At 65.1% G+C, this 24,977-nt stretch carries 19 protein-coding genes and 1 riboswitch; of the genes, 6 read left to right on the forward strand and 13 right to left on the reverse strand.

All coding sequences use genetic code 11. The features are described from left to right. Positions 1–67: 67 nt before the first annotated feature. Entirely contained in the window at positions 68–1,897 is a 1,830-nt protein-coding gene (recQ, locus tag HZA32_16285) for a DNA helicase RecQ (GenBank protein ID MBI5425638.1), read from the forward strand. An 83-nt stretch (positions 1,898–1,980) separates the two neighbouring features. Here recQ and HZA32_16290 read toward each other — a convergent pair whose 3' ends face one another. The 5 genes from HZA32_16290 to HZA32_16310 form a co-directional block, all read right to left on the reverse strand. After that, positions 1,981–2,199: a hypothetical protein gene (locus HZA32_16290; protein ID MBI5425639.1), complete on the reverse strand. Its 219-nt coding sequence runs from the start codon at positions 2,197–2,199 to the stop codon at positions 1,981–1,983. Then, positions 2,184–3,359 carry a PspC domain-containing protein gene (locus HZA32_16295; protein MBI5425640.1) on the reverse strand — a complete coding sequence of 392 codons (1,176 nt, stop codon included), beginning with the start codon at positions 3,357–3,359 and terminating at the stop codon, positions 2,184–2,186. The genes HZA32_16290 and HZA32_16295 overlap by 16 nt, the downstream gene beginning before the upstream one ends. A 22-nt stretch (positions 3,360–3,381) precedes the next feature. Further along, positions 3,382–3,708 carry a PadR family transcriptional regulator gene (locus HZA32_16300; GenBank protein MBI5425641.1) on the reverse strand — a complete coding sequence of 109 codons (327 nt, stop codon included), beginning with the start codon at positions 3,706–3,708 and terminating at the stop codon, positions 3,382–3,384. Positions 3,709–3,819: 111 nt separating this feature from the next. Continuing rightward, positions 3,820–4,677: a hypothetical protein gene (locus HZA32_16305; protein MBI5425642.1), complete on the reverse strand. Its 858-nt coding sequence runs from the start codon at positions 4,675–4,677 to the stop codon at positions 3,820–3,822. Between the two features lie 114 nt (positions 4,678–4,791). After that, positions 4,792–6,321 (reverse strand): M20/M25/M40 family metallo-hydrolase, encoded by a 1,530-nt coding sequence (locus HZA32_16310; protein ID MBI5425643.1) that lies wholly within the window; start codon positions 6,319–6,321, stop codon positions 4,792–4,794. Positions 6,322–6,368: 47 nt separating this feature from the next. Between HZA32_16310 and HZA32_16315 the strand changes: the two genes are divergently transcribed. Beyond that, the gene (locus tag HZA32_16315; GenBank protein ID MBI5425644.1) at positions 6,369–7,097 is read left to right on the forward strand and encodes a hypothetical protein; all 729 of its coding nucleotides are present in this window, start codon (positions 6,369–6,371) and stop codon (positions 7,095–7,097) included. Here the strand turns inward: HZA32_16315 and HZA32_16320 are convergent. The 4 genes from HZA32_16320 to HZA32_16335 all read right to left on the reverse strand — a co-directional run bounded on the left by HZA32_16320 (position 7,094) and on the right by HZA32_16335 (position 13,196). Then, positions 7,094–7,378, reverse strand: coding sequence for a hypothetical protein (locus tag HZA32_16320; GenBank protein ID MBI5425645.1), 285 nt, complete (start codon positions 7,376–7,378; stop codon positions 7,094–7,096). The two genes, HZA32_16315 and HZA32_16320, sit on opposite strands and share 4 nt — an antisense overlap. After that, a complete protein-coding gene (locus tag HZA32_16325; GenBank protein MBI5425646.1) occupies positions 7,375–9,192 on the reverse strand; it encodes a DUF885 domain-containing protein in 1,818 nt (605 codons plus the stop codon). Before HZA32_16325 ends, HZA32_16320 begins: the two co-directional genes overlap by 4 nt. Positions 9,193–9,269: 77 nt before the next feature. Next, positions 9,270–11,204 (reverse strand): glycoside hydrolase family 127 protein, encoded by a 1,935-nt coding sequence (locus HZA32_16330; protein ID MBI5425647.1) that lies wholly within the window; start codon positions 11,202–11,204, stop codon positions 9,270–9,272. A gap of 120 nt (positions 11,205–11,324) precedes the next feature. Further along, positions 11,325–13,196 (reverse strand): TonB-dependent receptor, encoded by a 1,872-nt coding sequence (locus HZA32_16335; protein ID MBI5425648.1) that lies wholly within the window; start codon positions 13,194–13,196, stop codon positions 11,325–11,327. A gap of 161 nt (positions 13,197–13,357) precedes the next feature. Next, positions 13,358–13,669: riboswitch (cobalamin riboswitch) on the reverse strand. Positions 13,670–13,922: 253 nt separating this feature from the next. On the opposite strand from HZA32_16335, the gene metH reads away from it, so the two are divergent. Beyond that, on the forward strand, positions 13,923–17,891 hold the full coding sequence (metH, locus tag HZA32_16340) for a methionine synthase (protein MBI5425649.1): 3,969 nt from the start codon (positions 13,923–13,925) through the stop codon (positions 17,889–17,891). Between the two features lie 422 nt (positions 17,892–18,313). Here metH and HZA32_16345 read toward each other — a convergent pair whose 3' ends face one another. Continuing rightward, positions 18,314–18,979, reverse strand: coding sequence for a DNA alkylation repair protein (locus HZA32_16345; protein MBI5425650.1), 666 nt, complete (start codon positions 18,977–18,979; stop codon positions 18,314–18,316). Positions 18,980–19,109: 130 nt separating this feature from the next. Here HZA32_16345 and HZA32_16350 point away from each other — a divergent pair, with 130 nt between their 5' ends. Continuing rightward, positions 19,110–19,628 carry a DUF4365 domain-containing protein gene (locus HZA32_16350; GenBank protein MBI5425651.1) on the forward strand — a complete coding sequence of 173 codons (519 nt, stop codon included), beginning with the start codon at positions 19,110–19,112 and terminating at the stop codon, positions 19,626–19,628. Continuing rightward, the gene (locus HZA32_16355) at positions 19,625–20,770 is read left to right on the forward strand and encodes a hypothetical protein (protein ID MBI5425652.1); all 1,146 of its coding nucleotides are present in this window, start codon (positions 19,625–19,627) and stop codon (positions 20,768–20,770) included. Before HZA32_16350 ends, HZA32_16355 begins: the two co-directional genes overlap by 4 nt. A 160-nt stretch (positions 20,771–20,930) precedes the next feature. On the opposite strand, the gene HZA32_16360 is transcribed toward HZA32_16355, so the two are convergent. From HZA32_16360 to HZA32_16370, 3 genes are all read right to left on the reverse strand, one after another. Next, entirely contained in the window at positions 20,931–22,034 is a 1,104-nt protein-coding gene (locus HZA32_16360; GenBank protein ID MBI5425653.1) for a hypothetical protein, read from the reverse strand. 109 nt (positions 22,035–22,143) lie between these two features. Further along, positions 22,144–22,605, reverse strand: coding sequence for a hypothetical protein (locus HZA32_16365; protein ID MBI5425654.1), 462 nt, complete (start codon positions 22,603–22,605; stop codon positions 22,144–22,146). 49 nt (positions 22,606–22,654) lie between these two features. Further along, on the reverse strand, positions 22,655–24,328 hold the full coding sequence (locus tag HZA32_16370; protein ID MBI5425655.1) for a hypothetical protein: 1,674 nt from the start codon (positions 24,326–24,328) through the stop codon (positions 22,655–22,657). 101 nt (positions 24,329–24,429) lie between these two features. Between HZA32_16370 and HZA32_16375 the strand changes: the two genes are divergently transcribed. Beyond that, complete coding sequence (locus tag HZA32_16375; protein MBI5425656.1) at positions 24,430–24,948, forward strand: Rossmann fold nucleotide-binding protein; 519 nt, start codon at positions 24,430–24,432, stop codon at positions 24,946–24,948. The last annotated feature ends 29 nt before the right edge of the window (positions 24,949–24,977 follow it).

The raw sequence follows: 24,977 nt of genomic DNA on the forward strand, positions 1-24,977 counted from the left end.
AAACTCGCCGGCATTTTCGCCTCCACGCTTGATTGCCGCACGGGCCGTCACGCACTCTGGACAGTTTGTGGACGACCTCCTGCTCACGCTCAAAACCACGTTCGGCTACGGCGCCTTCCGGCCGTTGCAGCGCGAGATCATCGAGACCTCCCTCGCAGGGAAGGACGTCTTCGCTCTCCTCCCCACCGGCGGCGGCAAATCGCTCTGCTTCCAACTCCCCGCGCTCCACCGCTCCGGCCTGACCGTCGTCGTCTCGCCGCTCATCGCCCTGATGAAGGATCAGGTCGACCAGCTCCAGGCCGCCGGCGTCGCCGCCACATTTCTCAATTCTACTCTTTCCGCCGACGAAGCGAGATCGCGCCTCCGCGGCCTGCACAAAGGCGAGTGGCGCCTGCTCTACGTCGCGCCCGAGCGGCTGATGCTCGACGAGTGGAAGGAGAACCTCTCCAACTGGAACATCACCGCCCTCGCCATCGACGAGGCGCACTGCGTCTCCGAGTGGGGCCACGATTTTCGCCCCGAATACCGCCAGCTCGCCCGCCTCCGCAAACTCCTGCCCGAGGTGCCCGTCATGGCGCTCACCGCCACCGCGACCGAGCGCGTGCGCGAGGACATCGTCAAACACCTCCAGCTGCGCGACCCCGCCGTCTTCGTCGCCAGCTTCAACCGCCCGAACCTCACCTACCGCGTCCTCGCGAAGGACCAGCCGCTGAAGCAAATCATCGACTTCGTCCGCAAGCGCGAAGACGAGAGCGGCATCATCTACTGCGCCACGCGCGCCACGACCGAGCGCGTCGCCGAGGCGCTCGCTGGCCGCGGCTTCTCCGCCCGCGCCTATCACGCCGGGCTCGACGCCGAGGAGCGGTCGCGCAACCAGGAACTCTTCCTCCGCGACGAGTGCCGCATCATCTGCGCCACGATCGCCTTCGGCATGGGCATCAACAAGCCCAACGTCCGCTGGGTCATCCACCACGACCTCCCGAAAAATATCGAGGGCTACTACCAGGAAACCGGCCGCGCCGGCCGCGACAGCCTGCCGAGCGATTGCCTCCTGCTCTTCTCCGGCGGGGACGCCGCGAAGCAGACGCACTTCATCGACGAGATGACCGATGAGCACGAGAAGACCGTCGCACGCAATCAGCTCCGCCTGATGATGCACTACGCCGAGAGCGCCGGCTGCCGCCGCAGCGAGCTGCTCGCTTACTTCGGTGAGAAGTTTCCCGTCAACGAATGCGGCGCGTGCGACAACTGCCTCGAGCCGCGCGAAACCTACGACGGCACCGTCGTGGCGCAGAAATTCCTCTCCTGCATCTACCGCATCCGCCAAACCGGCCGCTTCGGCGTCGGGATGAATCACCTCATCGAAGTCCTCACCGGTGCCGAAACCGAGAAGGTCCTGCGCTGGAATCACGACAAGCTCACGACCTACGGCATCGGCAAGGAACTCGCCCGCCCCGCGTGGGCCGCCGTCGGCCGCGAACTCATGCGCCTCGGCTACGTCGCCCAGGCCGAGGGTGAGTTTCCCATTCTCGAACTCACCGAGGACGGCATGAACGTCCTTCGCTCGCGCGAAAAGATCACCCTCACCAAACCGCTCTCGCTGCCGAAAGCGAAACGCATCACGCGCCGCGAGGGCGAGATCGAGTGCGACGAGATCCTCTTCGCCCGCCTGCGCGAGCTGCGCAAGAAACTCGCCGACGAGCGCGGCGTTCCGGCCTACGTCGTCTTCGGCGATGCGACGCTTCGCCAGCTCGCTCGCGAATACCCGATCGATGTCGACCAACTCGACGGCATCACCGGCATCGGCGAGAAGAAGCGCGCCGAATACGGCCCCACCTTCGTCGCCGCCATCGCGAAATTCCTCGATACGAACCCGCGGGTGCAGTTCGCCAGCTGAGCGCGGCCCCCGTCAGCTGCCGCCGTCGGCTTGGTCGGTCGCGACGAGCACCATCAGAGCCGCAAGGACGATGACGGCGGCAATCATGTCGCACCAGGCTCCGCCGTAACAGCCAACTCGGCTTCGATTTCGGCCACGCGCGCCGCGATCGCGTTCACCACATCCGCCGCGTCGATCCGCCCGCGCCGCTCCAGCGCGAACGCCAGGTCGGCCAACTCGCTGCGGAAGCGCTGCAGCCGGCCCGTTGCGACCGGAGCGACGCCTGATTCGTTCTGCGCGGCGGTTTTCACCAGCTGCTCCACCACTCCCGAATGCTGTGCGCCGCATCCCGCGCGACGCCCGGCAGGTTGTGCACCGCGTCCTGCGCCATCGGCAGGTGCTTCACCGCGAGCCAGAGCATCACCGCCACCACGGCGAGCCACACGACCCAGTCGACCGCCATCGCCGCCGACCACGCCCACGGCGGCCCGGAAAACGCTCCGTGATAGAACGCACGCCGCGCCGCCTTCAGCGGCCACGACACCATGCCGTAAGCGAACAGCATCAGCAGCAGCGCCACCCACACCGGAAGATTCGCCGGCAACGCCGCTCCGAGCAGCGTCCCCGTCGCCAGCAGCGTGATCACCGCGCAAACCATCAGCACCGCCAGCATGCCGTGCATCACGGAAATGAAGGGGAGCGCAAAAGTCGGCGTCGGCGGCACGGCGCCACCTTCGCTGAAACAAGCGGAACGTCCCCAAGCCCCCGCGCGCATCTCGCGCCGGAACGACCGGCGCCATCCGCGCATTTCCTCGCGAAACCGCCGCTTCCACTCGCGCCGCGCGTGGTGGTCATGGAAGTCGCGCATCGCGCCGTAGTAGCCGGCACGCGCCCGCTTGATGAACTCCTGCGCCGTGAACGGCTCGCCGGCCGACGCCGCCTTCTCCTCCGGCGACTTGGCCACCGGCACCACGATCACGAGCAGCAAATACACCAGCGCTCCCGCGCCCCACGCGAGCGTCAGCAGCACGAACGCCACGCGCACGATCGTCGGGTCGACGCCGAAATAGGCGCCCAGCCCGTTGCAGACGCCCGAAACCATCGCGCCGTCGTAGATGCGATAAAGCCGCTTCACCGGGCCGGCCCCGGCCGCTCCCGCCGCGCGGGGCTCGTCGCACTCGCTCTTTGGCTCGTTGCGCGCGGCGCCGCCGGGCGCGTGGGCCGACGAGTCGTCCTCGATCGGCCCCATCTCGGCGAGCACCGCCGCCACCTCCTGCGCCGTCACGACATTCTTGTGCGCGTTGAGGCGCCCGCGGAACTTCTCGCCGATTGACGCCTCGATGTCAGAGAGAATTTCTCCTCGGTCCGGATTGTTCTGGAGCCGCGCTCCCGCGGCCTCGAGATAGGCGCGCAACGCATCGTAGCCGGTTTCTTCCAGCTGGTAGGCCGTGCCGCCGAGATTGATCGTGATCACCTTGTTCATGGAAGGAAGGCCCGCAGGCCGTTCATTTTTGCCCGAGATTCTTCACCGTGCCGCTGATCTTGCCCCAGTAGTCGAGCGTCTCGCGGAGCTGCTCCCGGCCCTTGGCCGTCAGCTCGTAATACTTCCGCGGCGGTCCCGCCTCCGACTCCTGCCACTCGTAATCGAGCAGCCCCTCGCGCCGCATCTTGCTCAGCAGCGGATACAGCGTGCCTTCCTGCGTCGCGAAATCCGTCTTGGCCAGCTGCGCGAGGATATCCGCCGCGTAGACCTTCTCAGCCGCGATGATCTTCAACACCAGGAACTCGAGGAGTCCTTTGCGGATCGCGGTGAATTTTTCGTCGATGGCCATGATTTCGGGATGAGCAAGCTACCTTGTCTCGTCAAGGTAGCTGGGACAGACACGTGCACAAGCGAAAAAATTTCGTCGCCTCAATTCCGCAGGAACTCCGGCCGCGCGAACTCAGAACGGCATGAGCCCGCCGCCGCCGCCGAAAAGCGTGCGCAACACGAACACCGATAGGAACGAACCCACCACGATCGAAAACGTCTTGGATGTCATCGTGATCGTGACCGCCTGCGCGAGCGATTGGTTGTAACTCACCTTGCGCAGCACGACGACGAGGATGATCGCGGCCGTCGCTTCGTCCGCATACATCGTCGTCCCCATTCCGAGCGCCCACAGCGCAATCGCCCCCACCGCCGCCCGCGTCACCGTGTCCGCCAGGGCAGCCATCGCCAGGCCGAACCACGAAATCTCCACGCCCCAATACTTCGCCGTGAGCTTCAACGCCGCGAGCATCAGCAACGCCTTGACGAGCAGCTCGACGATGAACGTCAGCCACCGCGGTGGCCCGCGGTCGTAGTCGTGCGCCGGCTTCGGCGGATTTTCGAGTTCCTCGATCTGCTTCTCCATCTTCGCCCGCGCGGCCACGTCCGCCTCGATCATCTGCTGCTCCACGCTTTTCTCCTTCGCAGTCGAGACGGGCGATGCGGCCGCCGGGAGCGGCTTCGATTTCGCGCCGTCCGCAGCCGCCGCCTTCGCCGCCTCGACCGGAGATGTGGGCAACGGGGAGTCAGCGATTGGCGCCGCAACCGGTTCTTCCGTCACCGGCAATCCTTGCACGATGGCGACCTTGCCGCCGTCCAACTCGATCCGCCCGGCCTTGTAGATCAGCACCTCGCGCGTTCCGCGCTTCAGGTCGGACGCCGGCTTGCCGAGTTCCTTGATGACGTCCTCGCGTGACTGCCCGTAGTGGACGGCCGACGCCGGCGCCACTGCCAGCAGCAAGCATGCGACGGCGAGGACGAGGAAGCGCATGGCTTCTGTGAAACCGCGAGCGGCGGGCACCAGCAACACCATTTCGGTCAACTCGCTGTCAAAACCGCTCCCGCACGCGCGACCGGCTTCCGCGTGTCGCGCCCTCACCCTCCGTCACTCCAACCGCATCAGCGCCGCGAACGTCGCCATCCCCTCCCAGAGATAGTCGACGCGCATGTTCTCGTTCTCGGCGTGCTGGTTGTTGTCGTAGTTCGCCACCGGCACCGTGATCACTTTCGCGCCCAGTTCCTGCTCGATGACGATCAGCGGCAAGCTGCCTCCGCCCGTCGGCAGCTTCACAACCGGCTCCGCGCTGGTCGACTGCACCGCCGCGACGACCTTCTGGGCGATCGGCAAATTCATCAGCGTCCGCTGCGCGTTGTAGCCACTGCCGACTTCGATGCGCATCAGCTTGGCGTGCGCGAGACGTTCTTCGTCGGTCGCCTCGTGGTCGATGATATGCCAGCCCTGCGCCTTGATGTGATCGACGACGCGCTGCACCTGCCGCCGCCACTCGTTGCCGAGCACCATGCGCAGATCGAGGGTCACGCGTGCGCTGCTCGGGATGATGTTCGCCGCGAGCCGCCCGACGTTCGCCGATTGGATGCCGTTGATGTTGAGCGTCGGCAGCTCGAAGCCCTCCAGCAAAGCCCGGCCCGGCACCTCGGGCTGAGCGAGCCCGAGCTCTTTCAGCAATGCCGCATCGGCAAACGACGCCTCGCGCACCGCCAGCCGCTCCGTCTCGGAAAACTGCACGTAGTCGTCGTAGTATCCCGGCACGAGCACGCGGCCGCCGTCGTCCTTCATGCTCGCGAGCAACGTCACGAGCCGCTGCGCGGGGTTCGGCGCGAAGTTGCCGTAGTTGCCGCTGTGCAACGGACGCTTCGGGCCATACGCGATCAGGTCCATGTTCACGTCGCCCCGCACACCGAATTGGACGACCTTGCGGCCCGAAACGTGACGCGGCCCGTCGCAAATGATCCAAAGATCGCTCGCGAGCTTCGCCTTGTGCTTCCGCAGCAGTTCCGCGAGGTGCACCGAGCCGATTTCCTCCTCGCCCTCGAAGAAAAACTTCACGTTCACCGTCGGCGCCTGCCCGGTCTGCACGAGCGCATCGTAACCGTTGAGAATCGAAAACACGCCCGCCTTGTCGTCCGCCGCCGCGCGTGCGCTGATGCGCCACGTCGGATCGATCGGCTGGCCCGGCTGCCACGCGACGTTCTTGCCGCCACGTTCGACCGGCGCCGTCACGAACACCGGCTTGAACGGCTCCAAGCCTTCCGCCCACTGCTTCGGGTTCACCGGCTGCCCGTCGTAGTGCGCGTAGTAAATCACCGTCGTCGTCGCGCCCGGCACCTTCACCTCGCCGAACACCGCGGGATTCGTCGCGCCCGTCTCGCCCTCGAGCAACTCGGCCGCGATGCCGCGCCGCTTCATCGCCACGACCAGAAACTCAGCGTTGCGGCGCACGTTCTCGCGATCACCCGAGACGTTGGGCAAGGCGACAAACTCGCGATACTCGGCCATCAGCTCCTGCTGCCGCGCCGCACGGTCGGCGCGAATCGCCTCGATGTTCGTCGAGGGAGCGGCGGTCAACGCCGCGACGAACGCCAGCGCGAAGGGGTAAACGAGCGTGGGCTTCATGCGATTGCACGCTTGGCGGCCCGCGCGCCTTCGGCAACGGATAACTCATGCCCGCACCCGCGCCGCTGCCCGAGAATCTCCCGTTCGCCTTCCGCGGCGAACGCATCGATCCGGCCCGCGTCGTTCAGCCCGCCGGGTTGAAGCGCCTCCGCGCCGCCCGCAACGCCACCGGCAAACCCAACGCCGACGTGCTGCGCGAGTTCATCGGCGTCGCCTCCGACGGCGCGGAACGCCGGCTCACCGTCGTCGATTTTCCCGCCGCGATGAGCGAAGCCGAGGCGCAACTCTACGCCGCTCCGTTCGCCGTTCTCGCGCGCTCCGGCACACCGCTCCACTCGCCCAGCCGAAACGACGACCTGCGCAACGCGCTCGCCCGACTCGAGCGCTTTCTTGCCGCACCGGCGGACGAGCCGGACCCGGCGTTCGCTTGGATCGAAGGCGACGTGCTGCCCGACGACTCGCTCGTCGTGTGGGCGCGCGACGACGATTTCAGCGCCGCCGTGCTGGCGTCCCGTCCTTTCGCACTCTGGAGCGAACGACGCGGTGACTTGCTCGCCGCGCTGCGCTCCTTCCCTTTCCCGTGGCCGCCCGCAACGCCGCTGAACTCCCTCTCGCGCACGCAGGAGGAAAACCGTTTCGCCCTCGCCCGAGCGTCGCGTAGCGAAGACAGCGATGCCATCGAGTCGGCCCTCGCCTCCGCCTACGGCTGGCCCGGCGACCTGAGCGACGACGAAATGCTCGCGCGTCTCGACGCGCTGCACGGAGCGCGCGGTTAGCTCTTTCCGTTTCGGTCGAGCAAACTCCGCCCGACTTTCCACAGGCCGGCGGCGACGAAGCCCGCGAGGCACATCACGACGAAGAGACCGGTGAGCAACCGCATCGCGCCCGCTCCGCCCGTGCCACCGAGCGCCTCGATCTGCGCGAGGATGTCGCGCGCGAGCCGCATCAGCAGCGCGATCGCCGCGACGCACGTCACCGCCACGGCCCAGCGCAGCGCCTTGCCGGCGGGCGCGGAGATTTCCGTCGAAGGTTTCTTCGGTGCGCGAGGCTTCTTCACGGATTCTCCCCGACGAATTTCCAGGATGACTTCCAGTCGCGCGGCAGCTTTGTGCCGCTGAGCCGCGCGCGCGCCATCTCGATCGGCATTTCGCCACCCTTCATGAACGCGTCGTGGAAATCCTTCTCGGTCATCTTGCCGCTCTTCACCAACTCGGCGTAAAGCGCCCGGATCTGGATCGCCCCCATCATGTAGCCGACTTGGTAGAGCGGCGAATAGTCGCCGTTGAACGAGCGGCGCACCTCACCGGTGGCGGTGTGGCGGTCGTGGCCGACGCGATCGACGAGGAAGTCGATGCACTGTTGCGGCGTCCATTTGCCGAGGTGGAAATTCAGCGAGAAGATGATGCGCGCGCAGCGATGCGTGCGCCAGAAAAGCGCGCCGGCGCGGTTGAGCGGCTTCTGTTGGAAGCCGAGATCCCAGAGGTGAAATTCCCACCAGAGCGCCCAACCCTCGACCCAGAACGGCGTGTCGAACGCGCGGCGGTGCGGATTGTAGCGATCCATATACCAGAACTGCATGTGGTGGCCGGGAATCAGCTCGTGGAAGACGGTCGCACGGCACAGGTGGACGTTGTTGGCGCGCAGGCTGTCGAGCTTGTCCTTGTGATCCATCGTGTCCGTCGGGAACGAGACGATGATGCGCGGGCCGCCGAGGAAGAACGGGTTCACCTTCTGCCGATCGGGCGACATCATCGTCATCGTCCAGTCGTCGATCATATGCGGCGGCACCGTGATGAGATCGCGTTTCGTGATGAAATCCACCGCCTCGTAAGCCAGGCCTGCGATCATCTGCGGCTGGTCGCCCGGCGCGACGTAGTCCTCCTTCATTTTTTCCAGCGCCTTCTTCCAGTCGTCGCCGTAGCCGAGTTCCTGCGCGACCTTCTTCCACTCGGTTTCGCACCACGCGAATTCCTTTTCCGCGACTGCGATCAGCTGCTGCGGCGTGTAGGGAATCATCTCGTGCTCGAGATCGACCGCGAGGCCATCGGCGCCGATCGGATCGCCGACGATCGGCTCGTCTTCGCCCGGCTTCGCCCCGACGACTTTTTCACGGAGGAACTTCGCGTAGTCGTCCAGCGCGCCCGTGAGCTTCTTGTAAGGCTCACGCGTCCACCAGCCGAACTCCGGGTCGTAGGTGTCGTAGTGTTTGAACCAATCCGCGAGCTGCTTGCCGGTGGCGTCGAGCTGGTTGATCGCGCGGAGCGCCACGATCTTGCTCGGCTTGATCGCGTTCTCGGCGGGTTTGTCGCTCAGGCCGGACTCGAGCGCCTTGCGGACGGCATCGAGCTGCACGCGGGCGTCCGCCAGCACGCCGGCGACCGTTTTTCCATCCGGGCGCGCGTATTCGCGGCGCTTTTCCTGCAGCGCGGCGAGCTGCTCGAAGAACGGCAACAACGGCACGATCTCGGCCATGCGCTTCTGCTGCCGGTCGAGGAGCGCGAGCTGGTATTTCAGCTCCGCGCGCATCAGCTGCCAGTCGATGCGACCCTCCACGCCGAGCTGCTCGTAGTCCATCGCCTCGAGCTTCGCCTGCCAGGCGCGATAAAATTCCCCGAGCCGTCGCAGTTGCACGGGCGAGTTCGGCACCGGGTGCATCACCTCGAGGCCGTGCCGATCTTCCATGAAGCGCTCGACCAACTCGCGCAGCTCGCTCGATTGCGGTTTCGCGAACGCATTCAGATCAGGCACGTAGTCGGCCGCGGAGCGCTGCGATTGCGCGGGCTGGCCGTGGCGGAAACTGTCCTCGGCCGCGAAAGCGGCGACCGCGACGGAACCGGAAGCAAGAAGGCAACGAACGACGTGGTGCATCATGGACAAACGGGGTGCGCGCAGTTTCCCCCGAAAGAGAGTCGCGGCAAGCGCGGAGTCTGCGGACCCGTTCAGCCAACTCACTTCACCGGCCGCCACACCGCCATCGGTGCGACGCCGCGATTGGCCCACGCGAAATACGGCACGGCGATCGCGCCGTCGACGTCGAGCGCCGTCACGCCGCCGAGCAATCCGGGGCCCGCGACCGCCGCGATCCTAGGCGTCCGGGCGACGCTCGCCGGAATCGGCTGATCAGCCTGCTCAAAACAATAGACCAACGGACCGCGTTCAAACGCCGCCTGCCCTTCGGTTGCGGCGATCGCCGGATGCCCGCGCACGATCTGGGGAGGCATCGCAAAATCGACCTCAACCTCGTCGCCCGCGCGCCACTCGCGCGTGAGCCAGACGTAGCCGTCCGACTCGACCAGCGCCGCGCGCTCGTTGCCGAAACGCACCGCCCAGTCCGCCGCCTTCGGTTTTTCATAGCGGTAAAGATCCGACGGCACCGGCCGGCCCTGCGCCCAGCCGGGAATGCGCAGCTTGAGCGTGAAAGTCGTCGGCTTTTCCGGCGCGAGGGCCAACTTCACGCGTCCACTCCACGGGTAGTCGGTGGTCTGCGTCACGCGCACTTTCTGCCCGGCCACGCTCATCTCGCCCGCGCTCGCCGCGTAGAAGTTCACGTAGAGCGCCTCGCCCTTCACCGCGTAGAAGCAGCCCGTCAGCGACGCGAGCGTGCGCATCAGATTGGGCGGACAGCACGCGCAACCGAACCACGGCGCGCGACCGGCGTGGCCGTGGTTGTTCTTCGCCGCGCCGTCGTAGGCCAGCGGGTTCGGGTAGAAAAACCGATCGCCGCTTGCCGACACGCCGCTGAGGAAGCCGTTGAACGCGGTGCGCTCGAACACATCCATGAAACGGCTTTCGCCGCTCAACAGAAACATCCGGTGCGCCCACTGCATCAGGGCGACAGCGGCGCAGGTCTCGTTGTAGCCGTCGTGCGGCAACTCGTAATCCGCGCCGTAGGCCTCGCCGCGCGCGAGCGCACCCACGCCGCCCGTCAGGTAGAGTTTCCGCGCCGCCATGTTTTCCCAGATGCGCTCGATCGCACGCTGGTAACGCTCATCGCCGGTCAGCGCCGCGACATCGGCCATTCCCGAATAGAGATAGTTCGCCCTCACCGCGTGGCCGACCGCCTCGGTCTGGTCGACGACGAGCGCGTGTTGTTGCCCGTAAGACGAGCCGCCCGGCCCGCGCGCATCGAGGAAGATTTGCGCGAGCTTCAGCCAGCGCGCGTCGCCGGTGACGCGGTAGAGCTTCACGAGTCCCATCTCCACGATCTCGTGCCCGGGCGCGATGCGGAGCCGGCCATCGCCAAAGTCGCGCCAGAGCAGCTCGGCGTTTTTCACGCACACGTCGAGGAGCGCTCGTTTGCCGGTCGCCTGGAAATGCGCGACGCCCGCCTCGTAGAGGTGACCGCAGTTGTAGAGTTCGTGGCTGAGCTGCGGATCCTTTTCCCAACGTTTCGCGCCGACCCACTCGTGCCCGGGCGAATCGGGATGCATCGTGCGGAACGTGTAGAGATACCCATCGGGCTCCTGCGCCGCCGCCAAGCGCGCGATCCAGCCGTCGAGTGTCGCCTCGAGCGCCGCGTCCGGCCGCATGCTGAGCACGTAGGACGCGCCCTCGATCGCCTTGTAGACGTCGGTGTCGTCGAACGGATAGATCGTCGGCGGCTTGATTTGGAAATCCTTCTCGCCCGCCGCGCGCCGGCGCATGACTTCAGCCGCGAGATCGAAGTTCTTCAGGCGACCGGATTCCTCGCATTGCGCGAGCGCGAAGGGCACCGTGACGGAGCGATTCGTTTCCTGTTTCGTTTTCCAAAAGCCGTCCGTGACGCGCACGTCCGTGAACGGCACCGGGCGGATCGGATAATCCGCGGCCGAGGTCGTGGTGGCGACCGAGGCGAACAGCAATGCGACAACCAACGTTGGGGCGACAACAGGCGGGGTGGCCATGGCGCGAGTCTTGCGCGCCCAATTCGCGGCGCAAGCGCGCGACGCCCCGACGTTGCTCGAACAGTAGGAAAAAGGCCGCCTCACGGCGGCCTTCGCATGCATCGACGAATACCCGGAGGCTCAGAACCTCCACTCCACGCCGGCAAAGACGCCGGCGCCCGGCTGCGGGTAGCCGTGCACTTCCTCGTAGGTCTCGTTGAGCAGGTTCTCCACGCGCACCTTGAGCGTCAGCGTGTCCGTCGCGCGCCAGGCGGCGTAGACGCGCGCGACCGCGTAGTCCTCCGCGTCGATGTTTGCGAACGTCGCGGCGTGCACGTCTTCGCGCTGCGCGGCGAACGCCACGCCCGCGCCGGCGCTGAAGCCGCGACCGAAATCGTGCCAGAGATCCGCCGAGCCGCTGTGGCGCGGGCGGCGCAGAAGGCGCGTGTGCTGCGTGAGGTTGTCCGCCTCGAGATAGGTGTAGGCAAATCGCGCCTCGGTCGCGCTCGCGCCCGGCAGCGTGAACTTGCCGGACAACTCCACGCCGCGTGTGCGCGCTCGCTCGACGTTCTTCACCGTGCTCGGGAAAGCGACGAAATCGTAGGTGATGAGGTTCGTCAGACGCGTATCGAACCACGTCGCGCTGAGCGTGCCGCGATTGTGCGCGAGGTAGAAATCGACGCCAGCGTCCCAGCCGCGCGCCTTTTCCGGCGCAAGGTTCGGGTTGCCGACGTAGAACGCGCTTTGCCCGTAGAGATCGAGAAACGACGGCGCGCGGAAACCCGTGCCGTAGCTCGCGCGGAGCTTCACCCGTTGCTGCGCCACGAGCCATGCCGCCGTCGCACGACCGGTGGTCGCACGGCCGAAGGTGTCGAAGTCGTCGCTGCGCAGTCCGGCGGTGAGGTAGACGTTCTCGGCCGGATTGATTTCGTCCTGCACGAACACCGCGAAGAGTTGCTGGTGTTTGTTGATGGCGCCAAAGCCCGTGTTGACCGTGTGGTTGACCTCCGTGGTCACGCCGCCGGTGATGCGCTGCTTCTCGACGCCCGCGTAGCTCGCCTGCCAGTCGAGCACGGCGCGGCGGTTTTTCACGACGGTGATCTGCGTCGCTCCGCCCGCGCGCGGGTTTTCCGAGACGAAACGCCGATCCTGCCCGCCGAGCACGGCGCGGCTGGTCAACGTCGGCGAAGGCGTGAAGTCCGCGAACACGGTCGCGAGCTGGTTGCTCTCACGGTCCTGATTGTCGGGATCGTTCGTGAAGCGCGTGCCGGGCGAGCCGTAGACGCCGTGGAAGCCGCGCCACGTCGCCCCGAGCGCGACGGCGTCGCTCGCGCGATGATCGACGCGGAGCACGTAGGTCGCGGAATCGAAATCGTTGTTCGCGCGATCGTTGTCGGTGTGGCCGCCGAGCGCGGAGAACGAGAACGCGTTCTTCGCGTCGCCGCGCTGCGCCTTCACGGCCCCTTGGATCGTGCCGAAAGAGCCGGCCTCCGCCGCCACACTGCCGCTGAGCGCCCCGGCGCCGCGCTGCGCGCGCAGCGACACGACGCCGCCGACCGCTTCGCCGCCGTAGAGCGTGCTCTGCGGCCCGTGCGCGATCTCGAGCGAGTCGCACGCGCTGACGCACGCGCCGCCGAGCGCGACCGCGTAGTCGGTGTTCGGGTCGTTGAACCGGATCCCGTCGACGAGGAACAGCGTCTGGTTGCTGTTCGCGCCGCGGAGGAAGAGCGACGTGGAGCCGCCCGCGCCACCGGACGCGAACGCCGGCGCTCCGGGCACGCCGGCCAGCGCGGAGCGCAAGCCGGTGAGTTGTTGCCGCGCGAGTTCGGCGGCGCTGATCGAGTCGACCGCGCTGCCGAGCGTATTGGCCGCGACGGGCGTGCGCGTGGCGGTGACGACGTAGTCGTCGACTTTGGTGGGCGCCGCGTCTTGCGCGAGCGCGAGGAGCCCCGGCGCGAAGCCGGCGGCGAGGAGGAGCGAGCGTCGAAGCGACGTCGCAAACGAGTTGGACATGATCTGCTTTTCCAGCGGCAAGAGCAGATCCACGCCCGGGTGCCGGCTTTGCTGCGACGGCGCCTCAAACAGGTTTCCACTCCCACCCTTCACTGGCCCCGAAGAAATCCCCGGGGCGTAATGCGATGAAGTTTCCGCCGCGCGCGGTGACGCGCATCGACGGAAGGTGAGCCTCGGCAGCCAGATGTTCGGACTCCGCAATCCGCGCCGTCCGCGCGAAGGTCCAAGGACCAAGGGCCAAGTAACAGGAGCGGGCTCCTGCTACTTGCGCACTTGCGACTTGTTACTTCGCGCGAGGCGCACCCCGCGCTCCCCTTCACTTTCGCCGAAGCGAAAATTGGTTTCCGGTGCCTGCCACCGGCGAGCGCGAGTCATGCGTTACCGCAGCGCAACTGTGGCCGGTTTGCACGGCCTTCCCTGCGTCTGCCAAGTTGAGGATGAAAGAACTCAGGAGCCGCAACGAACCCAATTCGCTCGCCACGCCGCAAGCGCAATCGCTGCGCGCGGATTGTGGTGACACGATGCGCAGCCTTGGCGAAGGCAGGGCGCGGACTCCGCTCTGCGCCGCAACTTAAACTGATCGCGCCGGCGAGCGGCTCGCCGCCCTGTCTTCACTGGCCGGATTCCTGGATTGTCATAAAACTTCGCGCTCCGCCCGAGCGGTCAAACGCCACTGTTGCCTTTCTCGCATCATCGAATCTTGATGCATCGATACGAACTGACCGCATGCCGACCGACCGCACTCTCTCCGCCGCCGAAATCGCCCTCCGCCGCACCCTCGCGGAGCGCGTCGTCATCATCGACGGCGCCATGGGCACCACCATCCGCGGCTACGGCCACACCGAGGAGCAGGTGCGCGGCGAGCGCTTCCGCAACGCCCCGAAGGATCTCAAGAACAACGGCGACATTTACTCCCTCACCCTCGCGCCCACGATCGAGGACATCCACCGGCGCTTCCTCGAAGCCGGAGCGGAGATCATCGAGACCAACACCTTTTCCGCGACCTCCATCGGCCAGAGCGAGTTCTTCATCGAGGACCCGCGCGAGCGCGGCGGCCGCAAGGACCCGGCGTTCTACGAGGAGATCATCAAGAACCCGTTTCTCGCCGAGCTGGCGCACGACATCAACTTCCAGTCCGCGCAACAATGCCGCCGCTGGGCCGACCGCGTCGCCAACGCCACCGGGCGCCGCCGCTACGTCGCCGGCGCGATCGGACCGCTGACCGTCTCTCTCTCGAACTCTCCCGATGCCGACGACGCGGGCTTCCGCGTCATCACGTTCGACCAAGTCAAAACCGACTACACGCGCCAGATCCGCGCGCTGATCAAGGGCGGCGTCGATCTCCTCCTCGTCGAAACCATCTTCGACTCGCTCAATGCCAAGGCCGCCCTCGTCGCGATCGACGAAGTCTTCGCCGCCGACGGCGTGCGCCTGCCGCTGATGATCTCAGCCGCCGTGGGCCGCGGCGGCGAGACGATGATCTCCGCGCAAACCGTCGAGGCGTTCTGGAACGCCGTGCGCCACACCCGTCCGCTCGCAGTCGGCCTCAACTGCTCCATCGGTCCCGACCTGATGCGCCCTTTCCTCGAGGAACTCGGCCAGAAGTCCGACGCGTTCATCTCCTGCTACCCGAACGCCGGCCTGCCCAATCCGCTTTCGCCGACCGGCTTCGACCTCACGCCCGCCGACATGGCGCGCTACATGGGCGATTTCGCATCGCACGGCCTCTTCAACATCGCCGGAGGCTGCTGCGGCAACACGCCCGAGCACATCGCCGCCATCGCCGAAGCGCTGCGCCCGAAGCCCGCGCGCTCGCTCACGATCCTCGCACCGAAGCTCGGCCTGTCGGGCTCGCTGCCGTTCACGCATCGCGAAGGCACGTTCACGATGATCGGCGAGCGCACGAACGTCGCCGGGTCCCCGAAGTTCGCGAAGCTCATCAAGGAAAACAAATACGAGGAAGCCGTCAGCGTCGCCCGCCAGCAGGTCGAGAACGGCGCCAACGTCATCGACGTGTGCATGGACGACGGCCTCATCGACGGTCCCGCCGCCATGACGCGCTTCCTCCAACTCTGCGCCTCCGAGCCCGAAGTCGCGAAGGTGCCGTTCATGATCGACTCCTCCAAATGGGAGGTGCTCGAAGCCGGCCTGAAATGCCTGCAGGGAAAAGGCATCGTGAACTCGATCTCGCTCAAGGAGGGCGAGGCCAAGTTCCTCGAGCAGGCGCGCGTCATCCGCCGCTACGGCGCCGCGGTCGTTGTCATGGCCTTCGACGAACAGGGGCAGGCCTCCACGCTCGGCGACAAGATTCGCATCTGCGAACGCGCCTACCGCCTGCTCGTCGGCTCCGCCGGCTTCGCGCCCGAGGACATCATTTTCGATCCGAACATCCTCACCGTCGGCACCGGCATCGAGGAGCACGCGAACTACGCCGTCGATTTCATCGAGGCCACGCGCTGGATCAAACAGAACCTCCCGCACGCCAAGGTCAGCGGCGGCCTCTCCAACGTCTCGTTCGCCTTCCGCGGCAACAACGTCGTCCGCGAGGCCATGCACGCCGCGTTCCTCTACCACGCGATCCGCGCCGGCCTCGACATGGCGATCGTCAACCCGGCGATGCTCGAGGTCTACGAGGAGATTCCCAAGGACCTGCTCGAGCTCGTCGAGGACGTCCTCCTCAACCGCCGCCCCGACGCCACCGAGCGCCTCGTCGACTTTGGCGAAAAACTCAAAGCGACCGGCGCCGATAAGCCCTCAGCCCTCAGCTCTCAGCTCTCAGCTCAGGAGGCCTGGCGCAAAGGCACCGTCGAAGAGCGCCTCTCGCACGCGCTCGTGAAAGGCATCGACGCGTGGATCGACCAGGACACCGAGGAAGCCCGCCAGAAATACGGCAAGCCGCTCCTCATCATCGAAGGCCCGCTGATGGACGGTATGCGCGTCGTCGGCGACCTCTTCGGCGCCGGAAAAATGTTTCTCCCGCAGGTCGTGAAGTCCGCCCGCGTGATGAAGAAGGCGGTCGCGTATCTGCAACCGTTCATGGAAGCCGAGAAGGCCGCGCGGAGAGCAGCAGAAGCTGAGAGTCTAGAGTCTAGAGTCCAGAGTCCGGACTCTGGCTCTCAGCTCTCAGCTCTCAGCTCTCAGCTCGGTGGCAAAAACGATTCGGCTGGGCGAATCGTTTTGGCCACCGTCAAGGGCGACGTCCACGACATCGGCAAGAACATCGTCGGCGTCGTGCTCGCCTGTAACAATTACGAGGTGATCGACCTCGGCGTCATGGTGCCGTGCGAGAAGATCCTCGCCGTCGCCAAGGAGAAGCAGGCCGACATCATCGGACTCTCCGGACTCATCACGCCCTCGCTCGACGAGATGGTGCACGTCGCGAAGGAGATGCAGCGCCTCGATTTCAAACTCCCGCTGCTCATCGGCGGCGCGACGACTTCCGCCGCGCACACCGCGGTGAAGATCGCCCCGCATTTCGAGGAGCCGGTCGTCCACGTGCTCGACGCCTCGCGCGTCATCGGCGTCGTCTCGCAACTCCTCAGCACCGACAACAAGGCCGCGTTCGTCGCCGACATCCAGGAGAAGCAGGAGAAACAGCGTATCGAGTTCGGCGACCGCCGCACCGCTCGCAAACTCCTCCCGATCGCCGAGGCCCGCAAGCGCGCCCAGCCGACCGAGTGGTCGATCGTCGACATCCCGCGCCCCGAATTCCTCGGCACGCGCACCTTCTCCACCGATGCGGTGGAGAGCGATAAGCAGAAAGCTGTAAGCGCTAAGCCCAACCAGTCGCCGAATCCTGAGAGCGTAGAGCTTAAAGCTTACCGCTTGGAGCTGGCCGACGTAGTCGGCCTCATCGATTGGGGCCCGTTCTTCTCCGCCTGGGAACTCCACGGCCGCTTCCCGGACATCCTCACCGACGCCGTCGTCGGCGAGGAAGCCTCCAAGGTTTACCGCGACGGCCAGGCGATGCTCCAACGCATCCTCGCCGAGCAACGCTACACCGCCAAAGCCGTCCTCGGCTTTTTCCCCGCCAACAGCGTCGGCGACAGCGTCGAGGTCTACGCCGACGAGTCGCGCTCGCAGGTCCTCAAGACCTTCCACTTCCTCCGCCAGCAAAACGAGAAGCCCGAAGGCCAGCACAACCACAGCCTCGCCGACTACATCGCGCCGAAGGACAGCGGCCGCCTCGACTACCTCGGCGCGTTCGCCGTCACCGCCGGCCATGGCGTGGAGGAGTTCGCCCAGGAATTCCGCGCGAAGCACGACGACTACAGCGCGATCATGGCGCAGGCCCTCGGCGACCGTCTCGCCGAAGCGCTCGCGGAATACATGCACAAGCAAGCGCGCGACTTCTCCGGCTACGGCAAACTCGAGAACTACGCGCTGAAGGATATCATCCGCGAAAAATACCGCGGCATCCGTCCCGCGCCCGGTTATCCCGCCTGCCCCGACCACACGGAGAAGCCCGCGCTCTTCGACCTGCTCGACGCCACCGCGAAGACCGGCATCACGCTCACCGAGTCGTGCGCGATGCATCCCGCCAGCAGCGTCAGCGGCCTGTATTTCAATCACCCGGACTCGAAATACTTCGCCGTCGGCAAACTCGGCAAAGACCAGGTCGCTGACTACGCCACCCGCAAAGGCATCGCCGTCCCCGAAGCCGAGAAGTGGCTCGCGCCTTACTTGGATTACTAAGCCGAGAAGACCTGTGGACCGAAGCCTTGGCGTAGGCCCATGGCTCGCGCCGTATCTCGACTACTAAGGTGGAACGCGTTGACCCCAACGCGTTCTTCGGCCCGCCGCGCGTGGCGGTAGCAGCTTTCGACACGGAGCCCGAAAGAGGTCCAATCCGAGAACACGGAGCATCGCCTCCGTGTCCTCCGGTTCGTCTTCGCTTTCCTCTGTGACAAAGCCCCGGAACCAGAGACGCCCACTAAACACACGAATCACACGAAACCGAGCTGACCAGAAAGCCCCCCAGAATTGCCCGCGGAAGACACGGAACACACAGAAATCTATTCGCGGGCAAAACCTCCTGAAGCGGCGCTGCTTTCGTGTCTATTCGTGTGTTTCGTGGGCCCTTCTTCCGTGTGTTCCGTGGGCAAATATCTGCCGGATCACTTCTGCCGCTTCACCAGCGCCTCGATCCAGATCGGCGCGAAGGGCGAGGTGCAGCCTTTAGAAACGGGATAATCGCGATAGACACCGAGCTTCTCGCCGATGGCCACGGCGCGCTTGCGCAGCGTCGGGTGGTTGATGCCGATCTTCGCCAGGCAGGAATTCATCGTCCACTGCACCTCCGGCGCGGCCTTCGCCATCTGCTTCTCGATGCGGTCGAGCAACGCGGGCAAATCGAGTCCCTCGGCGTCGTCGGCCGCGCGCTCGCCGGTCAGATACCAACCCGCGCGCGCCGCCCAGACATTTTTGTCGTTCATCCAACCCTCGCGCAGCGACTCCTTCGCCGGGTGGTGATCGATGACGTAATTGCAGAGCCAGTCCGCCACCCACGACCAGCTGGTCGTGCGGACGAGGCCGTCGAGTTCCTTCGCCGACAATTTCTTCGGCTCGAGGATCAGCACCGCCAGATGCTGCGCCTCGACGTGACCCGTCTTCCACAGCTCCAGTCCGAGCTTGTGGTCCGACTTGATCTTCTTCGCCAACGCCCGGATATCGCCATGCTTGACGCCGAACTGATTTTCCGGCGCCCCGCGCTTGATCATCTGCGCGCGCAGCTTTTCGTCACCGAGGGCTTGGAGTTGGGCGAGGGCTTCTTTGGCGGTCATAGAGTGAAGTAAAACTATCGAAGCGAGCTTTGATCGGCGGTCACGGACGAAATGCGCGTCCAACGCCTGCGAACTGAGCGAAGCTTGATTTCGATCAGCCAGCTGCCTAACTATTTTTTGGGCCGAGCAAATGATCACACTTCAGCACACCGAGGAGTTGCTCTCCCGGGCCTACTTAACAGCGGTCGCAGCCAAAGCCGGACTTAACGCGAATATCCGCGGCGGAGACCTAGACTACGGCACAGATGGCAATTTCAAAAAGGTCGTTGTCGTCGAGAACAAGCGCATTGAGACGGGGTTTGGCATCGAGTATCAAGCGAAGGCTACGAAAAACTGGCGAACGACACAGAATGCAGACGAGATCGTCTACGATATGCCTGTCGATGCATACAACAGACTGATCACGCGCAGTGCGCTCGGAGGCATCCCAATCTACCTCATCCTTCTCTGCCTACCGGATTCCGCACATGATTGGGTAGAGCTATCACACGAAGAGATGATCCTTCGGCACTGCTGCTATTGGCAACGAATCAGCGGGGCACCGACAGAAAACGACAACACGACGGCAGTTCACATCCCCAAATCTCAACGTTTCGATCCGTATACGTTGCGGCTTTTGGTTAACGAGATGGAGGAGCAGTTCTCATGAGTGGCTCCCACGTATCATTGCCGAAGCTCACCGCTTTTCTCCTGAAAGATGGCTGGTCTGATCGTAGTGGAAAAAAGCGTCTATCGTTCGGCTCTGAGCCGTTTCAGGCATCAGATTCAGAACTAGCGTTCAGGGTTTTTGAAAAGCGCATCTCTCCGATTGAAGGACCGATCAAATTGGTCGTTCGAATTGCTCCGGATGGGCAGGCAAACGAACAGGATATCCACACCGCAGTGGAGATCCTTGCAGCTCTCGCAAAAACTACTGTCCCCAAAATTGCCGCTAAGATTTCAGGAATCGACTTCGACACACTCTGCGGAATCTATCCCCGAAGCCAAATTACACTGGCACGAGCGCATGAAATTGTTTCCGAGTTGAGAAACCTTCTCACACAAACTGCAAATGCAGAGGAAGACCCCGAACCATTTCTTCCTGATCCAAAGGCAAACTCGATAACTGAAGAAGTTCTGTTCGGACACACTTTCGCGGGAAGTTTTGGTTTCAGAGTCGAATGTCCCGTAGTCGAGCAGGGGCAGATACTCATCGGGCAACCCTCTGTTAAGCCAATGGAGAGACGTGTCCTGGAACGGCTCGCAACCGGTTTTTTAAAAACTGAGGAGTCCGAAGCTGCACAGGATTTAGCTCCGTTACGGGACAGTTACCAAACGGCATTTAACGCGAATGTGTGCGATGCAATCCTACGTTTAGCCGCTGTGAGCGACGACGGTCCTCTAATTATTTCCTTCGGCTGGTCGTCAATGTTCCCTGAGAAGCCTGAACTTCAACAATCTCCTCTACGATTCGAATTAACTGCGCGCAAAGTCTCGCTCATCAAGGAGACTTCGGAAGCGCTGAAGGCAATGATCCAACCTCCGCCTACCGTTTTTACGGGAAGCGTGGTGGCACTCTCGTCCGATGTTCCCCCACTCCAAATGAGTTTGATCGCGCACAGGAAGATAACCGTGCAAGTTCACGGTGGCGATTACACTGATCTCAAGATGCAGGTTGAAGTTTCAGATGCAGACTATCGCACCGCCTTCGACGCACATGGAGCCGGGAAATTTGTTGAGCTACGCGGAGTGCCCAAACAACGGGGGAAGCATTGGCGAATCGAAGGCTATTCGGACTTCCGTATTCTGTAGCCGCCGCCGCAGATTGTATTCGTGGTAGCGCTGAACCTAGCTCCCACGTCCACGAATTCGCCGATGCAGCCGACGAAATTCTCGCGCGGCGCGGCGTGACGACCGGCGACGTTTGAGTCACGTCTGCGAGTAGCCTACAGCGGCCGGCTTCCCCACGCTTTCAGCGCGGCGGCTCGGCGGGTTTCGCTCCGACGGACTCCGCCTCGGACTCCGCGGGCGGCGTTTTCGTTTTCAACCGCTCCCACTCCGTGCGCACGGCGCGGACGGTGCGCTCGTGGTCCGAACCCGCGAACTTCTCTTCGTCAGGGATGAATTGCTCGATGTAGGCGCCGGTGAGCGCGGAGACGGTGTCGTCGTCGAGCCCGGCGCGGGCGCGCACGACGCAGTCGAACATCAGGCCGTGGCGCACGCCCTCGATCGCCTTCCGGATCTTCGGCTTCACCACGAGCATCACGCTCTTCACCGCCATCCGCGCGAGCAACCCCGCCTCCTCTTCCTTCATCGCCTCGGCGATGATCTCGTCGAGCACCTGATCGAACGCATTGCGCGGCGGCAGATAGAAAACCCAGTCGTAGCGCGTGAACAGGTCGCGCTCGAGATCGGCGGCGCGCAGCGCCCGCAGCTTCGCCTCCACCTTCGCCGCGTCGAACTTCTCGAACCACGCCAGCTGATAGAGCTGCGCCGCGAGTCCCTCCAACGGGAGCGGCAGCGCGCTGACGATCCTCTCGAATTCGAGATCCACTTCGCCGTCGGCCCCGCCCTTCGATCCCTTCGCCTCGATCTTCACGGCCGAACCGCTCCCGCGATTCTCCGAGCGGCGCTGCCAATGCTCGATCGACTCCTGCAACTCCGGCACGCGCGCCGCGACCGCGGGATCGAGCTTGCCGGCCTCGGCCAGAGCGAGGAATTGCCGGAAGCAGCGGATCGGGTGCGGTTCGCCCTTCGCGCCGATGATGACGAGCCCGCGGCCCGTCCGTTCGCTCACGCCGGTTTCATGGATCACCCGCAGCACCTCCTCGGCGAACTCCTGCGCGTAGCGCCGGTCCCGGGAATTGCGGGCGTGAATCGACACCGCGAGCTGCTGCCCGCGCACGACGAACGGCGCGAGCTGCACCATCCGCGAAAACTCATCCTTCGCCGGCACACCCTCCGGCGGCGCGACCTTCTTCTCCCCCGCCGCGGACGCGAGCCCAGCGCCCAGCAGCGCAACGAGGACACAAAAACCGCGCCGAGCCGCGCGCCGAAAAGGGAATTGGAGCGTCATGTGCCCGCAAAAACACCGCAGCCCGCCTCCGGTTGCACGAACTTTCCGAAGAGCACCCGATGCGCGGCGTGGCACGGCAATCGCCTGAGGCGCGGCGCGCTTCCGTTCGCTACCGCCGCCGGTCCTCTTCCGGCAACTCCGTGAATTCGTAGTGGTCGGTCTTCCAGGTCGCGAGCAAGCGGCCGCGCTTCTCCCCGTAGCGGTAAGTGATTTCAACCGTGTCGTCGGGCTTCGAACTCGCGCTAAATTTCCAGCCGCCGGACGCATGGTGCTGCGCTTCGACATAGGCGCGGGCCTGCCGCATCGCGGCCCACGAATTCGGTCCGGAAAACGACTGCACGCTCATCCATCCCACGAACAAACCGGCGCACAGGAACAGCGGCCCCAGCAGGCGAAAAACCTGCTTCGCCATTTCTTCGCGGTAGAGCGGCGCCATGTCGGTGAGGCCGAACGTTCCCGCGCGCCACGACGCGCGTCCCGCCCGGCAGAACCACTCCGCCGCGCGCTCTCGGAAGAACGTCGCGGCAATGCCGATGACCAGAAACGGAATGGGAACGAGGATTTCGAACATGAAGGGTGCGGGTTGCGCCAGCGGAGCCATCGCGATTGCGACGAATGCCCTACTCGCTTTTCTGTGCTTTCGGAATCAACACCGCGACGGCTTGGGCCGCAGACTCGAGCCCGTGCGCGCGGAGTTGCTCGGCCACGCCTTCGGCCTGTTTGGGCTCGCGTTTGAGCCTTTGCAGCAGCTTTTCCAAGATCGCCGCGTCGCCGCTCTGCACGTAGAGGGCGGCGCCGGCCTCGATGGCCCAATCCCGATCCGCCGCGACCTGTTCGAGCGCCTGCCGCGCCTCGGGTGTCTTGAACGTCGCCAACGACCACAGGCAGCGCTCGACGAAAAGGCGCGTGCCCATCCCCGCCATCAAAGCATCCACGCCTTGGCCCGCGCGACGCTGTTCCTGGATCGCCACGCGCACCGCCGCATCGAGCGCCTTGACCGCTTCCGGGCGCTGATAGAGCGCGAGCGACTCCGGCAAACCCATCGGAAACATGCTGCGATCCTGCGGCAGTCGCTCGATCATGGCGGCGAACACGGCGTCGCTCTTCATTCGCGCCAGTGCCGGCGCGGCGCCGCCAACGGTGCACGTCGATTCCGCGTGATCAAACAAGGCGATCAGCAGCGACTCGGCCCGGCGCCGCTCCAGCTCTGCAAAAATCCCATTCTCGACCTCGCCGTGCCACTCGTGCCGCCACGCCGCCGCGGCCAGCAGTTGCGAACTGGATTCGTCTTTCCGCGTCTCCAGTTCCCGGATCACCTGCCGCGCCGCCTCCTGCCATTTCTTCTGCACTTGCTCGTCCGGCGAACCATCCGCGCGCAGGCCGTTCGCGGGAAAACTGAGCACATCCACGAAAGCCGCCGCCTCGGGAGAAAAGGACCCGTGGAGAAACTCCGGGACGTAAGCGTGAAACCGCGCGCGCTGCGCCCAACTCTCGGCGTTGGCATCGCCCGCTCTTCGCAGGATGTTCGCCATCACGCGGCACGCCGGCGCGTTGTTCGGCTGCCAGTGCACGGCCTGCTCCGCCGCCGCACGCGCACGGGCCTGATCTCCGGCCGCGACCTCCGCCTCGGCGAGGAGTCGCCACAAATCACCGTTCTCCGGATTCAGCTTCAGGTATTCCTCGCCCGCCGCGCGGGCAGCGGCGAATTCCTTTGCTGAGACCAAGAACTCGAGTCGCTTCACCTGATAAGGAAGCGCACGCGGCTGCCGGGCGACGATTTGCGCGAGGCACTCGGCACCGGCGCGATACTGCGCCTGCACGAACGTGTCGCGATCGGCCTTCATATCCTTTGCGCTGTAACGGATGCCGCCCCCGACGTGCGCGCCGCCGGGCCCGAGCTTGGCGCGCTCTTCGTGCAGGCGGGCCATCATGGCGAGCGGCACCACGTCGGTATCGCGGCCGCGCACCGCATGCTTCCACGCCTCGATCGCGTCATCGTAGGCGCCATTGCCGGCGTGAATCGCGCCGAGCAAGACCGGCAGGTCCACAACGTCGGGCTTCTTGCGGATCAGTTTTCCGGCGAGCTTGATCGCACCTGCTTCGTCACCGGCTTCGAGCTTCGCAATCACCTGTTTCGCTTCCGGAGATTGATCGGCGAGCCTTTCGTCGGGCCACTCGATCGCCCGCACAGGGACGCTCAACACCGCCGCCATCGCCATCACCGCGCTCCACCACCGCACCCAAGTCGTCATGACGCGATGCAACGCGAGTGGAAATCGGGAGGCAAGACCCACGATGCGAGCGTCGTCCGCCTCCCGGCCCGCGCGTTTCGCCCTTCGGCCCAGCGGGCGGCTATTCCCTTGTCGCGGGACCACGCCGCTCCAGCCTGCGGCGCATGAACCCCACGAAGCGCGCCCCACAAGTCTGCATCCTCGGCAGTGCCGAACCCGGCTCGCCCGCCTACGAACTCGCCGGCGCGGCCGGCGAAATGCTCGCGCGGCGCGGTGTGACAGTCGTCAGCGGTTGCGGCGCGCCGGCGACGCGGGTCGCGGCGGAACGGGCGTTGGCAGCAGGCGGGACCGTGGTCTCCATTGTTCCCCACGACGACATCGGCGTGAAGGACTGGCCGTGCTCCGTGCTCATCCCGTGCGGCATGGGCGACGCGCGCAATCTCCTCATGGCGCTCGCGGGCGACGCCTGCCTCGTCATCGGTGGGCGCGCGGGCACGAAGTCCGAGGTTTGTCTCGCCTGGCTGCACAAGCGTCCCCTGCTCCCGCTCACCGGTTGCGGCGGGTGGTCGGATTCGCTCGAGCGCGATCCGCCCGACGAGCGCAAGAACTCCCCCATCCTGCCGTGGAGCTCGATCGCCGAACTCGAAGCGCAGCTCGTGAAACTGGGGCTGCTGCTCGGCTGAAGCCCGCAGAAGAACGGCTTGCCTCGTTG

The organism is Opitutia bacterium (assembly GCA_016217545.1).
GTDB lineage: Bacteria > Verrucomicrobiota > Verrucomicrobiia > Opitutales > Opitutaceae > Didemnitutus.

Excerpts from the sequence above, each read along its gene's own strand:
- HZA32_16295 (MBI5425640.1), bottom strand. The coding sequence starts at position 3,359 with ATGAACAAGGTGATCACGATCAATCTCGGCGGCACGGCCTACCAGCTG.
- HZA32_16300 (MBI5425641.1), bottom strand. The coding sequence starts at position 3,708 with ATGGCCATCGACGAAAAATTCACCGCGATCCGCAAAGGACTCCTCGAG.
- HZA32_16305 (MBI5425642.1), bottom strand. The coding sequence starts at position 4,677 with ATGCGCTTCCTCGTCCTCGCCGTCGCATGCTTGCTGCTGGCAGTGGCG.
- HZA32_16310 (MBI5425643.1), bottom strand. The coding sequence starts at position 6,321 with ATGAAGCCCACGCTCGTTTACCCCTTCGCGCTGGCGTTCGTCGCGGCG.
- HZA32_16315 (MBI5425644.1), top strand. The coding sequence starts at position 6,369 with ATGCCCGCACCCGCGCCGCTGCCCGAGAATCTCCCGTTCGCCTTCCGC.
- HZA32_16325 (MBI5425646.1), bottom strand. The coding sequence starts at position 9,192 with ATGATGCACCACGTCGTTCGTTGCCTTCTTGCTTCCGGTTCCGTCGCG.
- HZA32_16330 (MBI5425647.1), bottom strand. The coding sequence starts at position 11,204 with ATGGCCACCCCGCCTGTTGTCGCCCCAACGTTGGTTGTCGCATTGCTG.
- HZA32_16335 (MBI5425648.1), bottom strand. The coding sequence starts at position 13,196 with ATGTCCAACTCGTTTGCGACGTCGCTTCGACGCTCGCTCCTCCTCGCC.
- metH (MBI5425649.1), top strand. The coding sequence starts at position 13,923 with ATGCCGACCGACCGCACTCTCTCCGCCGCCGAAATCGCCCTCCGCCGC.
- HZA32_16345 (MBI5425650.1), bottom strand. The coding sequence starts at position 18,979 with ATGACCGCCAAAGAAGCCCTCGCCCAACTCCAAGCCCTCGGTGACGAA.
- HZA32_16350 (MBI5425651.1), top strand. The coding sequence starts at position 19,110 with ATGATCACACTTCAGCACACCGAGGAGTTGCTCTCCCGGGCCTACTTA.
- HZA32_16355 (MBI5425652.1), top strand. The coding sequence starts at position 19,625 with ATGAGTGGCTCCCACGTATCATTGCCGAAGCTCACCGCTTTTCTCCTG.
- HZA32_16360 (MBI5425653.1), bottom strand. The coding sequence starts at position 22,034 with ATGACGCTCCAATTCCCTTTTCGGCGCGCGGCTCGGCGCGGTTTTTGT.
- HZA32_16365 (MBI5425654.1), bottom strand. The coding sequence starts at position 22,605 with ATGTTCGAAATCCTCGTTCCCATTCCGTTTCTGGTCATCGGCATTGCC.
- HZA32_16375 (MBI5425656.1), top strand. The coding sequence starts at position 24,430 with ATGAACCCCACGAAGCGCGCCCCACAAGTCTGCATCCTCGGCAGTGCC.